Source organism: Streptomyces sp. NPDC004111 (genome assembly GCF_042874215.1).
Taxonomy (GTDB): Bacteria; Actinomycetota; Actinomycetes; order Streptomycetales; family Streptomycetaceae; genus Streptomyces.
Map to the genome: position 1 here is coordinate 24353 of NZ_JBIAMU010000003.1, position 14667 is coordinate 39019.

At 70.5% G+C, this 14667-nt stretch carries 12 protein-coding genes; 9 read left to right on the forward strand and 3 right to left on the reverse strand.

Features of this window, described 5'->3' with window-relative positions:
* The first annotated feature begins 21 nt into the window (after nt 1-21).
* From ACFYVL_RS07165 to ACFYVL_RS07200, 8 genes are all read left to right on the forward strand, one after another.
* Entirely contained in the window at nt 22-1068 is a 1047-nt protein-coding gene (locus tag ACFYVL_RS07165) for a 50S ribosomal protein L11 methyltransferase (protein ID WP_389241839.1), read from the forward strand.
* Nucleotides 1069-1134: 66 nt separating this feature from the next.
* Nucleotides 1135-2553 carry an iron-containing redox enzyme family protein gene (locus ACFYVL_RS07170; RefSeq protein WP_389241840.1) on the forward strand — a complete coding sequence of 473 codons (1419 nt, stop codon included), beginning with the start codon at nt 1135-1137 and terminating at the stop codon, nt 2551-2553.
* Nucleotides 2550-2927 carry a Rieske 2Fe-2S domain-containing protein gene (locus ACFYVL_RS07175; RefSeq protein ID WP_389241841.1) on the forward strand — a complete coding sequence of 126 codons (378 nt, stop codon included), beginning with the start codon at nt 2550-2552 and terminating at the stop codon, nt 2925-2927. The genes ACFYVL_RS07170 and ACFYVL_RS07175 overlap by 4 nt, the downstream gene beginning before the upstream one ends.
* 92 nt (nt 2928-3019) lie before the next feature.
* On the forward strand, nt 3020-4270 hold the full coding sequence (locus ACFYVL_RS07180) for an acetyl-CoA carboxylase biotin carboxylase subunit family protein (protein ID WP_389241842.1): 1251 nt from the start codon (nt 3020-3022) through the stop codon (nt 4268-4270).
* Nucleotides 4267-5622, forward strand: a complete 1356-nt coding sequence (locus ACFYVL_RS07185) for an MFS transporter (RefSeq protein ID WP_389241843.1) — start codon at nt 4267-4269, stop codon at nt 5620-5622. The genes ACFYVL_RS07180 and ACFYVL_RS07185 overlap by 4 nt, the downstream gene beginning before the upstream one ends.
* 72 nt (nt 5623-5694) lie before the next feature.
* The gene (locus ACFYVL_RS07190) at nt 5695-6651 is read left to right on the forward strand and encodes an alpha/beta hydrolase (RefSeq protein WP_389241844.1); all 957 of its coding nucleotides are present in this window, start codon (nt 5695-5697) and stop codon (nt 6649-6651) included.
* Entirely contained in the window at nt 6638-7930 is a 1293-nt protein-coding gene (locus tag ACFYVL_RS07195) for an ATP-grasp domain-containing protein (RefSeq protein ID WP_389241845.1), read from the forward strand. Before ACFYVL_RS07190 ends, ACFYVL_RS07195 begins: the two co-directional genes overlap by 14 nt.
* Complete coding sequence (locus tag ACFYVL_RS07200; RefSeq protein WP_389241846.1) at nt 7927-8613, forward strand: LysE family translocator; 687 nt, start codon at nt 7927-7929, stop codon at nt 8611-8613. Before ACFYVL_RS07195 ends, ACFYVL_RS07200 begins: the two co-directional genes overlap by 4 nt.
* An 18-nt stretch (nt 8614-8631) precedes the next feature.
* On the opposite strand, the gene ACFYVL_RS07205 is transcribed toward ACFYVL_RS07200, so the two are convergent.
* The 3 genes from ACFYVL_RS07205 to ACFYVL_RS07215 form a co-directional block, all read right to left on the reverse strand.
* On the reverse strand, nt 8632-10755 hold the full coding sequence (locus ACFYVL_RS07205; protein ID WP_389241847.1) for a BTAD domain-containing putative transcriptional regulator: 2124 nt from the start codon (nt 10753-10755) through the stop codon (nt 8632-8634).
* Between the two features lie 903 nt (nt 10756-11658).
* Entirely contained in the window at nt 11659-11820 is a 162-nt protein-coding gene (locus ACFYVL_RS07210; RefSeq protein ID WP_389241848.1) for a hypothetical protein, read from the reverse strand.
* A gap of 565 nt (nt 11821-12385) precedes the next feature.
* The gene (locus ACFYVL_RS07215) at nt 12386-13123 is read right to left on the reverse strand and encodes an SDR family oxidoreductase (RefSeq protein ID WP_389241849.1); all 738 of its coding nucleotides are present in this window, start codon (nt 13121-13123) and stop codon (nt 12386-12388) included.
* A gap of 220 nt (nt 13124-13343) precedes the next feature.
* Between ACFYVL_RS07215 and ACFYVL_RS07220 the strand changes: the two genes are divergently transcribed.
* On the forward strand, nt 13344-14168 hold the full coding sequence (locus tag ACFYVL_RS07220; protein WP_389241850.1) for a helix-turn-helix transcriptional regulator: 825 nt from the start codon (nt 13344-13346) through the stop codon (nt 14166-14168).
* Nucleotides 14169-14667: the final 499 nt, after the last annotated feature.

A 14667-nucleotide genomic window follows, 5' to 3' on the forward strand; every position in this document is an offset into this window, starting at 1 on the left:
ATCAGGAGAAGTGGCACCCGTATGCAAGACACACAAGGGGCACGCGGCACACCGGCGAACGACACCTCGTATCGTCTGGGCGCGGCCCTGCTGGAGTCGCTCGCGCGGGAGATGAGCGCACTCGCCGAGGAGACGTCCGTACTGTTGAGGACGCCTGCGGAGAGCCTTACCCCGGACGCGGAGATCTTCGCTCACATCGTTCGCAGGAATGTTCCGCACTGGCACTTCGCCATGCTCAACGACAGCGTCCGCAACGAGGCCCTGGTCACCTCGCTGGAGCGGGGCATCCCGCCCGGCGCGAGGGTCCTCGACATCGGCGCGGGCAGCGGGCTGCTCGCCATCGCCGCGGCGCGGGCAGGCGCCGGCCGGGTGTTCACCTGCGAGATGAACCCCCTGCTCGCGGAGGTCGCCCGCAACATCGTGGACGCCCATGGGCTGTCCGACGTGATCACCGTGATCGGCAGGCCCTCCACCGAACTCGACGCCGAACGCGACCTGGACGGCCCGGTGGACGTACTCGTGTCGGAAATCGTCGACTGCGGCCTGATCGGTGAGGGGCTGCTGCCCTCGGTGCGGCACGCCCGCGAGCACCTGCTCGCACCCGGCGGCACCATGCTGCCGTCGGCGGGGCGGCTGTACGGGCAACTGGCCAGCAGCGACGCCGTGATCCGGCTCAACCAGGTCACCACGGCCAGTGGCATCGACGTCTCGCTCATGAACATGCTGGCCACCCGCGGCCACTTCCCGGTCCGGCTCAACACCTGGCCGCACCAGTTCCTGTCCGAGCCCGTCCCGGTCGCCGCGTTCGACCTGGCGCGCGACGCCCTGCAACCAGGTCAGCGGGCTCTGACGATCCCGGCCACCGCCGACGGAGAGGCCCAGGCGCTCGTGGTCTGGTTCGAGCTGGACATGGGCCACGGCGTCGTCCTGTCCAATCCGCCGGGCCACTCCGAGTCGCACTGGATGCAGGGCTGGGTCCCCCTGGACAAGCCCGTGCCGACCAAGGCGGGCGAGCCCGTGTCGCTGCGGCTGTCCTGGAGCGACTTCAGCCTGCGCGCACGGGTCTGACCCCGCACCGGCGCCACCAGGGCGCCGCAGCGAACCCCCATCAGCCTGCGAACCAAGAGGCCAGCAATGAGTCACGTTCCCACCCACGTCCCCTTCGAACTCAGCGGGGCAGAACTGCGCGACGCGGTGGTCCAGTACGCCACCGCCCCGATCTACCACGACAGCCTGGAGTGGCTGAACCACGACAACCCCTACCGCCGCCAGCTCAGGCCCCAGGTCCTGCCGCACCTCGACTTCGACGGGCCCCCCGCGCGCGACGGCATCCTCAACTATGCGAGCCTCGCCGCTCAGCGCCTTCTGACCAGCATCTACGAAGCGGACCTGGTGTTCTTCCCGAAGTCCGGCCTGCAGGGCAAGGAGGAGGACTTCAAGGCCTTCTACAGTCCCGCCAACCGGGCGCTCGGCGAGCGGATCCGGCCGGCGCTGGAGCGCTACGCCTTCGGCTTCCTCGACGACGAGGTGGAAACCTCCGGCCCCTGGACCGCCGAGAGTCTCGACGCCTACCTCGACTCCCTGCACGCCGACGCCCCGACAGAGGCCTCGCCCGCCGAGCAGGCCGTCCGTGGCTCCGTCGACCGGGAGCGGGCGGCTCGCATGTGGCTGGTCCAGTTCATCCCGGACTTCCTCTCCGAGGCGTCGCCGATGATGCGCAACGTACTCGGCTACTACGGACCCGCGCAGTCCGAGTGGTTCAAGGTCGTCATCGACGAGTACGGCTACGGCGTCCACGAGACCAAGCACAGCACCCTGTTCGAGAAGACCCTGGAGTCGGTCGGGCTGGCATCCGAGCTCCACCGGTACTGGCAGTACTACCTCAACAGCAGCCTGCTGCTGAACAACTACTTCCACTACCTGGGCAAGAACCACGAGCTGTTCTTCCGCTACGTGGGCGCGCTGTACTACACCGAATCCTCGCTGGTCGACTTCTGCAGGCGCGCCGACCGGCTGCTGAAGGACGTCTTCGGGGAAACCGTCGAGACGACGTACTTCACCGAGCACGTCCACATCGACCAGCACCACGGCCGGATGGCCCGGGAAAAGATCATCAAGCCGCTGGTCGAGGCGCACGGCGAGGGCATCATCCCGGAGATCGTGCGCGGCATCGAGGAGTACCGGGTGCTCCTGGACGTCGCCGACTTCGACTTCCGTGAGCAGATCGCCTGGATGGACGCCCAGCCGGAGCTGAAGAAGCTGCACGGCCCCGTCCACGCGGCCATCCTCGCAGGCCGCGTACAAGCGCCCGTGGCCCATCTCGCCGAACCGTTCAACGAGCTCTCCAACACGCACTGCCACGAGGGCGACGAGCTGTGCCACATCGTCTCCGGCACCATGCGCTTCGAGAGCGGCCTGGGTTCCTCGCTGACCCTCGAAGCCGGCGAGGGCGTGGTCATCAAGCGAAACCGTCTGCACGGTGCGGACATCCTGTCCAACAAGTGCGTCTACGAGATCCACTCCGTAGGGGACTACCAGAAGTGCCTGTCGTGACGTTCACCGCCGGAGGGCGGGACAACTGTGCGGTCGTGGCCGGAACCCCCTACGTGTACGCCACGGCCCGGGGCCACGGGTTCGTGATGCGGGCCGACTGCGCGCACCGCGGCGGCCCGCTGCACCTGGCCGACCTGGCCGAGGACGGCATCCGGCTGGTGTGTCCCTGGCACGAGCGCAAGACGTCGTTGACCTGGCTGCGCGCACAGGTCCCGGCGGTGCGCGCCGGAAACCGGGTCACCGCGGTCCTGCCCGACCGGCCGCCGGCCGGTGGCCGGCCCGCTCCCCGGGCGGCTTGTCCCGGCGCGGTCCTGGAGCACCGGCCGCTGTCACGCGCCCTGTCCGGCCGGCCGGTGGCGCGCGCAACGCCCTGAGACCGGCCGGTGTTTCACAGATGCCCGGTACGCGGCCCGCTCCTTGGGCCGCGTACCGGCCCAAGGACGACCACACGCGAGGAGAGCGGATCATGGGCACGGACGGTGGAAAGCCGCTGCTGCTGCTGATAGGCAGCAGCGCCCGGCGCAGCCGGGAGTTCATCCTCAGGACGGTCAGCGCCCGCTATGCGCTCTGGCTGCTGCAACCGGCTCCGGTGACGTGGGAGGAGCCCTACGTCGTCGGCGGCACACAGGTGGACAACACCGACCCCGGGCTCCTCGTCGAGGCGGCGCGTGAGGTGGCTGCCGAGCGCGAGGTGGCCGGGGTGTTCTGCTACGACGAGGGCCTGGTCACCCCGGCCGCCCATGTCGCGCAGGCGCTCGGCCTGCCGGGCAACTCGCCCGAGACGGTCATCGCGTGCCGCGACAAGAACGCCACCCGGATCGCGCTGGAGCGGGCCTCGGTCGACCAGCCGGCCTCGATCGCCGTGTGCTCCCTCGACGAGGCGCACGAGGCGGTGCGGAAGCTGGGTTTCCCGGTCGTGCTCAAGCCCCGCGGCCTTGCCGGGAGCATGGGCGTACGCCGGGCCGACCGCGTCGAGGACGTGACGGGCGCCTATCTGGCGGCGTCCGGCGCGTCGTACCCGGGCGTGCCGGTGTTCGAGGCCTCCGTACTCGTCGAGGAGTACGTCGAGGGCCCGGAGATCAGCGTCGACGCCGTGTTCTTCGAAGGCAAGGGCACAGCTCTCGCGGTGGCCCGCAAGCACGTGGGGTTCGCGCCCTTCTTCGAGGAGACCGGCCACGACGTCGACGCGGCCGACCCGCTGCTGACCGACCCCGCTGTGCTGGAGGCACTGCGCGCCAGCCACGCCGCGCTCGGTTTCCACACCGGCGTCAGCCACACCGAGTTCCGTCTCACCGCGACCGGCCCCCGGCTGATGGAGGTCAATGCCCGCCTCGGCGGGGACATGATCCCCTACCTCGGCGAGTTGGCCACCGGCGTCGACGTGGCCCTGGCCGCGGCCGATGTCGCGGCGGGACGCCGACCCAGGACCGGGCAGACCCGGCGCCGGGCCGCGGCCATCGCCTTTCTGTACCCGGAGCGGGACGTCGAGATCGAGGCGGTGACCGTGCACGAGGACCGGTTCACCCCCGAGATCCACAGCGCCGACGCCATGGCTGACCCGGGCGCCGTACTGCGGCTGCCGCCACGCGGCTACATCTCCCGCTACGCCCGCGTCATCGCGCTCGCCGACACGGTCGCGCAGGCGAGGGCGGCGCTCGGACAGGCGACGCACATCGTCGAGCTCACGCACCGGCCGGCCGAGGAGCCCGCCCGATGACCGAGCAGAAGTCCGCCGCCCCCGGCGGCGGACCGCACCCCTCCGTCATGCAGGCCCTGCGCGGCATCCCGGGCCCCATCTGGCTCGTACTCGTCGGCATGCTGGTCAACCGGCTCGGCAACTTCCTCCAGATCTTCCTGGTCCTCTACCTCACCGCCCAGGGCTTCTCCGCGACCGCGGCGGGCCTGGCGCTCGGCGCCTACGGGGCGGGTTCCGTGGTCGGCGTCCTGGTGGGCGGCTCCGTCTCGGACCGCATCGGTTACGCCTGGACCATCGCCGGCTCCATGGCGCTCGCCGGGCTCGGCACGCTGACCCTGCCCCACTTCGACAGCCTGCCCCCGATCATCGTGGTGTCGGCGCTCATCGGGCTCCTGGCACAGATGTACCGCCCGGCCTCGGCGGCCCTCCTGGTGGAACGCACTCCGGAGGACCACCACGTCATGGTGTTCGCCGTGTACCGCATGGCGTTCAATCTCGGCACCACGGTCGGGCCCCTGCTCGGCGCACTCCTGATCAGCCACTCCTACACCGTCGTCTTCTACCTGGAGGCCGCGGCGCAACTGGTGTTCGCCGTCTTCGCCCTGACCCTCGCGCGCTCCGGCGGCGGCCCCGCGCGGACGTCGGCCGACGACGACACACCGGAACAGTCCCGCTCGTACACGGCCGTGCTGCGGGACACCCGCTATCTGCTGTTCCTGCTCGCGCTGTTCCTCAACGCCGTCGTCTATATCCAGCACACCTCGGCACTGCCGCTCCAGATCAGGGCCGACGGACACGGTGTGGGGTTCTACTCCGCGCTTCTGTCGCTGAACGCCGTCATGGTCATCTGTCTGGAGCTGCTGTTCACGAAGTACGTGCAGCAGTTGCCGGGGCGGGTCGCCGTTGCCCTCGGCGTCGGCCTTGTCGGCGTCGGCATGAACCTGTACGTGGCCGGGCCCAGCATGGCCCTGTACGTGGTGGCCACGGTCGTGTGGACGTCGGGCGAGATGATCGGCACTCCGACGGCCTCCGCCTGGCCGGGGCGGGTCGCCCCCGGGCATCTGCGGGGCCGCTACCTCGCCGCCGCCGCGTTCCCGATGCAGATCGGTTACGCGGTCGGCCCCGTGCTCGGTGTCGCCGCCTGGCAGGCGTCCTCGGCGTCGGTGTGGTGGCTGTCCGGGGCGGTCACCGTCGGGGCCGTCGCCGCCGCCTGGTTCGGCATGCGCGACCCGCGCTCCGGCAGGCCCGCCGACGCGGGCCCGGCCGTCGGGCCGTCCGATTCCGCCGAACCGGCCACCAGCGCTGCCGAACGGGCCACCAGCATTGCCGAACCGGCGGGCGGCGGCGCTCCGGCCGCCAAGGACACCCGCTGACTCTCCGCCCCTCTCCCCTGGTCCGGGCCACCCGGCCCGCCACCCGTCCTCCCGGAAGCGAGCGAATCACGCATGGCGTACGCAGATGGCATCGAGAAGTTCGTGGAAACGGTCAACGGCGCGCTGCCGCCCGACTTCTACACCTATCCCGTCGCACGGCAGCGCGCCCTGTACGACGGACTGACCGAAGTGCTCCCCATCCCTGTCCCCGAAGGGGTGACGCACCGGGACGCGGCCGTCTCGCACGAGGGACGCACCGCCCGCATCCGCATCTACGAACCGTCCCGCCGCACCGGCCGGGCCGTGCTCTTCTACATCCGCGGCGGTGGCTTCGTCATCGGCTCGCTGCACAGCCACCACAGCCTGGTCGCCGAACTCGCCGACCGTACGGGCCTGGTGAGTGTCGCCCTGGACTTCGGCATGGCGCCGGAGAACCCGTTCCCCGGCCCCCTGGAGGACTGCTATGCGGGCCTGTGCGGCACCCTCGCCGACCTGCCCGCGCTCGGCCTCGGCGACCTCGACCCGGAGGGCGCGGTGCTCTGCGGGGAGAGCTCCGGGGCCAACATGGCGGTGGTCCTGTCGATGATGGCGCGCGACCGCGGCGGACCCCGGCTGCGCGCCCAGGCCGTGATCAGCCCCGTCCTGGACTTCACCCGCTGGCGCCACGGCGGCGAGGACGCGCCCTTGTTGTCGGGCGGTGAGATGGAGTTCTACACCGCCTGCTACTGCCCCGAGCCCGAGCAGGCGGCCGACCCCCGGGTGTCGCCGTTGCTCGGTGCCTCGTTCGATTCGCTGCCACCGGCCTACGTCGTCGGCTGCGAGCAGGATTCGCTGTGCGTGGACGCCGAGAAGTACAGCGCCCTGCTGCGGAAGTGCGGCACGGCGGTGACGTACGTACGGGAAGACGGCATGGTGCACGCCCCGGTGCGCGCCAGGCGGGTCAGCGCGCCGGCCGGGGACCTCTTCGCCCGCTACTGCGTCGCCGTCGCCGCGCTGGCCCGCGGGGAGGTGCCCCATGACGAGCGCTGAGCCGGGCCGGGGCTCCATGACGAGCGCTGAGCCGGGCCGGGGCCCCTGCGTCGTGGTCGACCCCTACTCGTCGGGTGCCCTGTTCGCACAGGCCCTGCGTGCCGAGGGCGTCCCCGTGGCCGCACTCGTCACCGGTCCGAACCCGCCCGATGCGTACGCCTCGTCCTATCGCCCGGCCGACTTCCCCGACGTCATCGTCCACGAGGGCGATCTGGACAAGACCGTTCGCCGGGTGCGCGAGCTGGCCCCGCGCTGCGTCGTCGCGGGCTGCGAATCGGGTGTGGAACTCGCCGAACAGGTCGCCCCACGGGTGGTGCCCGAGCGCTGCAACGTGCCCGAACTGGCCGGGGCGCGCCGGGACAAGAGCCTGATGGCGGCGGCAGTACGGGCCGCCGGGCTTCCGGTGATCCCGCAGATCTGCACGGGTGACGTCGAGGAGGCTGCGGCCTGGCTGGACCGTGCGGGCCTGACCGGATCCGACCTCGTGATCAAACCGCCCAAGAGCGCCAGCACCGACGGCGTGATCAAAGTGCCCGGCGGGTCGGGGTGGCGCGAGGTGTTCACGGGACAGCTCGGCCGGATCAACCAGTTCGGTGAGCGGGACGAGCGCCTTCTGGTGCAGAAGTTCGTGACCGGCACGGAGTACGTCGTGGACACCTTCAGCCACGACGGCAACCACTCCCTCGTCGACGTCTGCGCCTACGCGAAAACCAACAACGGCCCTCACATGGCCGTTTACGACACCATGCGCTGGCTGCCCCCGGACGATCCCGCCGTCACGGCGCTGGCCGGCTACGTGTACGGCGTCCTCGGCGCGGTCGGGATGCGCTTCGGCTCCGCGCACGTGGAGGTGATGGACACCGTGGACGGGCCGGTCCTCATCGAACTCGGCGCCCGGCCCCATGGCGGCGGGCAGCCGCAGTTCAACCGCAACGCCACCGGCGACAGCCAGATCGACCGGACGGTCCGCTGGCTCACCGGCCGTGAACTGCCGCAGAGCTACCAGCTGTTGACCCACCAGATGTGCGTCTTCCACATCGCGCCGCGCTCGGGGATCATGCGCGGCACCGGCGTCCTGGACGCGATCCCCCGGCTGACGAGCCACCACTTCTCGGTGCAGGCTCTGTCCGACGGCGATCACGTCCCGGTCACCAGGAACCTGGTCGACAGCCTCAACTTCGGCTTCGCCATCCTCGCCCACTCCGACGCCGGACAGGTCGAACGGGACTACCGCACCATCCGCGCCCTGGAGCAGCGGCTCGTCATCGGGGAACAGTGATCAACGCCTTCGCCTTCCTCGCCAGTTCCCTGGTGGTGATCGTGGCGCCGGGGCCCGACCTGGCCCTGATGACCCGGCTCGTCCTGGACGGCTCGCCCCGTACGGCAGCTCCGGCCGCGTTCGGCATGATCACGGCGGGGGCCGTCCAGGTGACGCTGGGGGCGCTGGGGCTCGCCGCGCTGCTCGCCACCCGTCCGGACCTGTTTGCCGCGTTCCGGTGGGCGGGGGCCGCTGTGCTGCTGGTGTGGGCGTGCCTGGCGATGCGTACGGCTCTGAGGCCGGTGGACCGCTCCGAGCCCCTCCCCGGGAAGCGGCGCGCCGGTCGGCGCGCGGGGAGCGTGGAAGCAGGAAGCCTGGAGGCGGGGAGCGTGGGGGCGGGGAAGCGCGGCTGGTGGCGGACGTTCGGCCTCGGGCTGCTGTGCACGGGGTCGAACCCCAAGGTCGGTATCTTCCTGATGGCGTTCCTGCCGCAGTTCGTGCCGTCGGGCATGGACCCAACCGCCGGCCTGGCGCTGCTGGCCTGCTGCTATCTCGCCCTCGGGCTGGCATGGCTGCTGCTGTGGATGAAGCTTGTCCACCGGCTGTCCGGGCATCTGGACTCGCCCTCGGCGCGGCGGGTCATCAGCGGGCTCACCGCCGCCGTGTTCGCGATGTTCGCGCTGCGTCTGGCGCTCGGTGGCTGACGGCGGCGCCGGGACCGCTCAGGTGGTGGGAAGCCGCTGCTGCCCCTGGTCGCGCACCGACTGGGCGTACCAGAGCAGTGGCGCGGACAGACTGAACCGGCAGTGCGTGTGCTCCCGCAGCAGGCTCGCCTCGGCCAGCCGGTGCAGGGCGATCCGCGCCTGTGGTGGGCTCAGCCCGGCGGCCCGCGCGACGGTGTCGTCGGTGACGGTGCCCCGCCCGAGTGCACCCAGCAGCCGGAACACCCGCCGCGTCGGTGCGGGCAGCGCGAGGTAGGACAGCTCGAACGCGGCCCGCACCGTGGCGTGCAACTGGTCCTCCGGCTCGGTGGGCCGCTGCTGGAAGATCCCGTTGTCCCGTAGCTCTTCGCAGTACTGGTTGATGCCCAGGCGCGGGTGCTGGGCCAGATGGGCGGCATACGTGCGGATCACCAGCGGCAGCCCTCGGCAGTAGCGGCACAGGGCTCCGGCGGCCAGCGGCTCCGCCCCGATCCGCTGCGGACCGAGGAGCTCGGTGAGCAGCAGCATGGCCTCTTCGTGGTCGAGCACATCGACGGTGATGCGCCGCACCCCGTCCCTGGCCACCAGGCCGGGCAGGGTGTTGCGGCTGGTGACGAGCACGGCGCAGCCCGCACCGCTGGGAACCAGCGGGCGCACCTGGTCCTCGTCGCGCGCGTTGTCGAGGACCACCAGGACCCGCTGCCCCGACAGCTTCGTGCGATAGAGGCTCTCGGCCTCGTCGAGCGTCTGTGGAATGCCCCGGTCGGAGACGCCGAGCGCACGCAGAGCCCGGGTCAGCGCTTCCTGGGCGGTCAGCGGACGGGTCCGGGCATGACCGCGCAGGTCGAGATAGAGCTGCCCGTCCGGAAAGTGTTCGACGGCCCGGTGGGCCCACCGCAGGGCGAGCGCCGTCTTGCCGCCGCCGGGCGGCCCGGTCAGCAGCGCCGCCGGCACCTGCCCGGCCCGCGCCCCGGACGCGAGGAGTACCTGGTCGAGCTCCCGGATGAGCGGTATGCGCCCGACGAAGTGCCGGGGCCTGGAGGGGAGTTGAGAAGGCCTGATGTGGAGCCGCGCAGAGCTGTCCAGAGGCTGGGACGTGGGCAGAGGATCAGTAGAGATCAGTGCACTTTTCGGCCAGGCGAGGCGCTGTTGCAGCACCTGGAGCTGGGCATGGCGCATCTCGGGTCCGGGCCGCAGGCCCAGATCGTTGTCCAGGCGTCGGGTGACGGTGGAGAAGACGCGCAGTGCCTCGGCCTGCTCGCCGCAGCTCGCCAGCGCCAGCACGAGCCGGGCCTGCACCCCCTCGTGCAGGGGCTCGTCCTCGGCTGCGGCGCGCAGGGCGGACAACACCAGCCGGGGCTGTTCGAACTTCAGCGCGAGGTCTGCGTACAGGAGGAGATTCTCGATCCGGCGCCGGTTCGCGGCGATGGCCGCCGGGTGCTCGGCCAGCTGCGGCTCCGCCGAGAGGACCGGGCCCCGCCAGCCCTGCTGTGCCAGCGCCGCGAACTCGAATGCGGCCTGCTCCTCGCCGCGCGCGTGGGCCTGCCGCGCCTGCTCCGCCAGGTCTTCGAAACGGGTCAGGTCGACCCGCTCGCGCCCCACCGACAGCGCGTAGCCGGTCGGCGTCCGGACCAGGTAGGACGTGTTGCCGGAGCCCGATCCGGAAGTCGCGGACCTGAAGAAGGTGCGTGCCTGGCTCACATAGGTGTGGATCAGGTTCCGATAGGAGCGCGGCCGTTTCTCCTGCCACAGCGTACCGGCGATCTCGTCGAGCCCGGCCGGGTAGGGATGGCACAGCACCAGCAGCGCCAGCAGCCGCCGCAGCTTGAGCGCCCGCATCTCCCGCTCGACGCCGTCCAGCTCGATGCTCAGACTGCCGAGCACGCCGATCCGCAGGCCGGTCCTGTCGTCCTCAGCCGGTGCTCGCTGCGGGGCGAGCGGGCGCCGGATCTCCTCGACGTCGAGCCCGAGAACCGCCGCCAGCCCGCACAGCGTACGTAGCTGCGGCCGGCGTACGTGCCCACGCTCGATGTCACGCAGAGCCCGTACGCTGATCCCCGCAGCCGCAGCCAGCCCGCTCTGCGTCAGCCCCGTACGCCGCCGGTGAGCGCGCACGCGTGCGTCGAGGGGTCCCGCTGTGGGCATGGTGGTGTCCTTCCTTCGGCGGCCAGACGGTGCTTCACCGGTTGGCTGGTGGGTGGGTCCTTGCGGACCCGCTCGTCGGGACAGAGCCCCGGGCGGGGAGGGGCGTGTGATCCGGCGAGTCCTGAATCATTGGTTGCACAAGGGACCTGCGTCCGAACGGCTGCGACGACTCTCCGGAGCAGGTCGCTCGACGGACGATCCTGCTGCGCCAGGCCGCGAGTTCGGTGAACGCGATCAGTGGTCGTGCGAGCCGACCGCCCTCCGGAAGCCGGGGGTTCGGACGCCCCCTCGAAAGCCGTCGCCACCGGCGCCGGGCTCAGCACGCCGATCCCGCGCGACACGGTGTGTTCGCACAGAGCCGTCCACTCGATCGCCCCGGCCACCACGATCACGCCGACAGGGTTGGAGGGGAGGGAGACGCAGGCGGTGAGCATTTCCGTGGTCGGACGCGCTCCTTGCACTCTCAGAGGCGGGGGTAGCACGTACGGATCTGGTCCAGGGCCCAGCGCATACGGGCCACGGACGTCTCCGGATAGTTGCCGTAAGCAATGGCCAGGACAACGGCACAGCCACGGGTTCCACCATGGGCACGGATCGCCCGCCGAACAGCGAACCCGACCTCCGGCCGCGTCAAGGTCGCACCCGTGGGCAGGTCACTGCTGAAAAGGGCCTCGGCCCTGGCAACCGTCAGGGGATCGGTTGAGCCGGTCATGGTGTGCCTCGCTGCTTGTCGTGTGAGAACGCCTGGCGGACCGGTGGATGGGTGGGGCCCGGCAGGTGTGGGGTCGGTCACGAGACTTACTGTGCGTTCCCGGGTTGCAGGACTGATTGCAGCAGCCGCTGCAGTCGAGGAGGCAACGGCTCCAGCGATGGGCTGAGCAGGCTGGCCTTGCTGAGGCGGGCTTACTGGCGGACGTTGCGGACGGAGTCGTCGGCGGGGCTCTTGGCGGAGCGGGTCATGCGGTACGGGGGCGGATGGTCCGGTGCGGAGGCGGTTCTGGTGCCGCAGAACGACACCAAGTACAAGGTCATCTGCAGCAGTTGGTCCAGTGCGTACGACGACATCCATGGCGACGCTCCGTCGAGGTCACCCTCGCGCCTGACCCAGCATTTGAAGCACAGACCCACGAACCTCCCCCGGTCGGCAGCGATCAGGGGAGCCAGCTGTTGGTGAGGGGAGTGTGCCCGCCCGACATCCGCCGCCTGCCGGTACTCCTCGCCCCGGTCCGTCCAGTCCGACGGCACGACCACGGCGCCCTCTTCCAGGAGCACTTGGTGGGGCAAGCGCAGTACCAGGGCAATGCCCGGCCCGGCTGCCGCCGACCAGCCCTCACTTCGGATACGCGGCGGCCGGCAGCGGGGTGACGGCGGGGATTTCGTCACTCTTGGCTGCGGCCTGACGCTGGGCGATGACGGTCTGGCTGTCGTTGAGGGCCGCTGCCGGCAGGTGCACGGCGTGGGCGCCGGCGGCCGCGCGCCACCGAGTACCGCCACCATGGGCCCCAGCAATGAACCGAGCCCGTGGCAGCGTCCCCGTACCCAGCACGGGGCGGAGAGGCGGCCGAACACCTGCACCAGCGTGGGAACAGTTCCGCAGGGACGGGTGTCCGCACCGGAAGGGCGAGAAAGGTCAGCTCTGTGCGGTGGGCCGGACGACGATCTCGTTCACGTCGACCGCGGCAGGCTGTTCGATCGCGAAAGCGATGGCCCTGGCAATCGCGTCGGGCGGGATCGCGATGTCGTCCCGCATCTTCGTGATCTCTGCTCTGACCCGGCCGTTGGTTGACGCCTCGGCGAAGTCGGTCGCAGTCGCACCGGGCGAGACGGTAGTCACCCGCAGGGAGTCGCCGGCTTCCTGACGCAGCCCCTCGCAGATGGCCCGGACCGCGAACTTGGTACCGGCATAGACGGCCATCGTCGGCACAATGCGAAACGCCGCCGTGGAGGCGACGGTGATGAAGTGGCCGGTTCCCTGCGCCCGGAAGACCGGCAGCGCGGCGCCGATTCCGTGCAGGACGCCCTTCACATTGACGTCGACCATGTGGTCCCACTCCTCGACCCGCAGATCGTCGAGCGGCGAGATGGTGCCGACTCCGGCATTGCTCACGAGTACGTCGAGTCGGCCGAAGCAATCACCGGCCAGCGCGACCAGTGCCCGCAGGTCGCTCCGCCGGGTCACGTCGGTACGGATCTGCACGGCCGTGCCACCCGCCTTCTCGATCCGGGCCACCAGTTCCGCCAGGCGTTCCGACCGGCGTGCGCCGAGGACCAGTCGTGCGCCGCGCTCGGCGAGCAGCAGCGCGGTCGCCTCGCCGATGCCACTGCTGGCTCCCGTGATCGCCACCACTTTGCCGTTGATTCCGGACATGAATTGTCTTCTCCCTCGTCGGCACCGGAGCCGGAGTGCCGAGCGGCAGCGGGGGCCTGGAGGAGCGTGGCGGGAGCCGTTGCGCACTTGACGGCCGGGTGCCGGTGTGACCGTGTGGGGCCGTCGGCAGTGCCGCGACCCGTGCTCACACACGAGTCTCCGCCAGGCTTAGCCTGGTATCCAGAACGTACTTATTCTGGAACTGGAGGTACCACCCGTCATGCCCACGCAGCCGGAACGGCGCCGTCAGCTGAGTGAATTCCTGCGCAGCAGGAGAGAGCGCCTGACCCCTGACGACGTGGGCCTGCCCCGCACCGGCCGCCGGCGGACTCCGGGGCTCCGCCGGGAGGAACTGGCACTGCTGGCCGGGATCAGCGCCACCTGGTACACGTACCTGGAGCAGGGACGGGAGATCGGCGTCTCCGAACAGGTGCTCAACGCCCTCGCCACGGCGCTGCGACTCGACCGGCACGAGCGCAGTCATCTTCTCCAACTCGCCGGTCACGCGCCTGCGGCCGAAGCCGAGGAACGCGAGCCGCTGACGGCCGCGGCGGGGACCGTTCCCCTGCTGCTCCAGCCGAACCCGGCTTACATCATCGGCGGCACCTATGACGTCCTCAGTCACAATCAGGCAGCCGACGAGTTGTTCCCGAGGCTCATCACCGAGGCGGGCCCGCCCGCCAACTTCGTGCGCTGGACGTTTCTCGAACCGGTGGCCCGGAACGTTGTGGTCGACTGGGAGTCGGAAGCACGCGGCCTGCTCGGCCGACTTCGGACGCTGGCGGCGCGCCATCCCGACGACCCCCGGTACACCCGACTGATCGAGGACCTGCACGAGGGCAGCCCGGAGGTGCGGGACTGGTGGCCGCAGTACGAGGTGCAGGCCCGGCACAGCGGTCGCAAGCGGCTCCGACATCCGCGGCGGGGAGCGACCGACTACGCGTACACCGCCTTTCACCTGGCCGAACAGCCGGAGCAGACGCTGGTCGTGTACATCGAAAGCGGCGAATCGCCCGACGAGGGCGTGGCTGTGACCCGCGAATGACAGAGGAGTTCCGCTCTGTACAAGTAACGGACTCACACCGCTCCAGACCGGTCGGCTGGGCGCCACTTGAACAGCCACCCCCGCTCCGGTGGCCGGTGGTTCGCTCCTGGGTCCACAACGCCGTACTCGCCGTACCGCCCTCCAGCCTCTGACGGCTGGTACGAAGGGTGGCCGCACGGGTTGCAGCAAGGGTGGCCTTCTGCGGCAACCGCGGTACTACTACTCACCGCTTCGGGTGAAGGAGTGCTTATCGGCAATGACGTCCGGGGAGGTCAGCGTGCACAACGTCACTCACAACCCCTGGGAGATTCGCCGACATGCATCGCCGAGCCGCCGCTCTCGTCCTCGCCGCCGCAGCAGCTTTCCTCTCGACAGCCCCAGCATCCGCCCAGGCTCCCCCGGCCCCTGATCGCGGACAGTCGCCGGGGGATGTCTGCTTCCACTCCGAGCCCAACTACGCCGGGGCAACCTGGTGTTACCGCCCATACGGCTACACCGA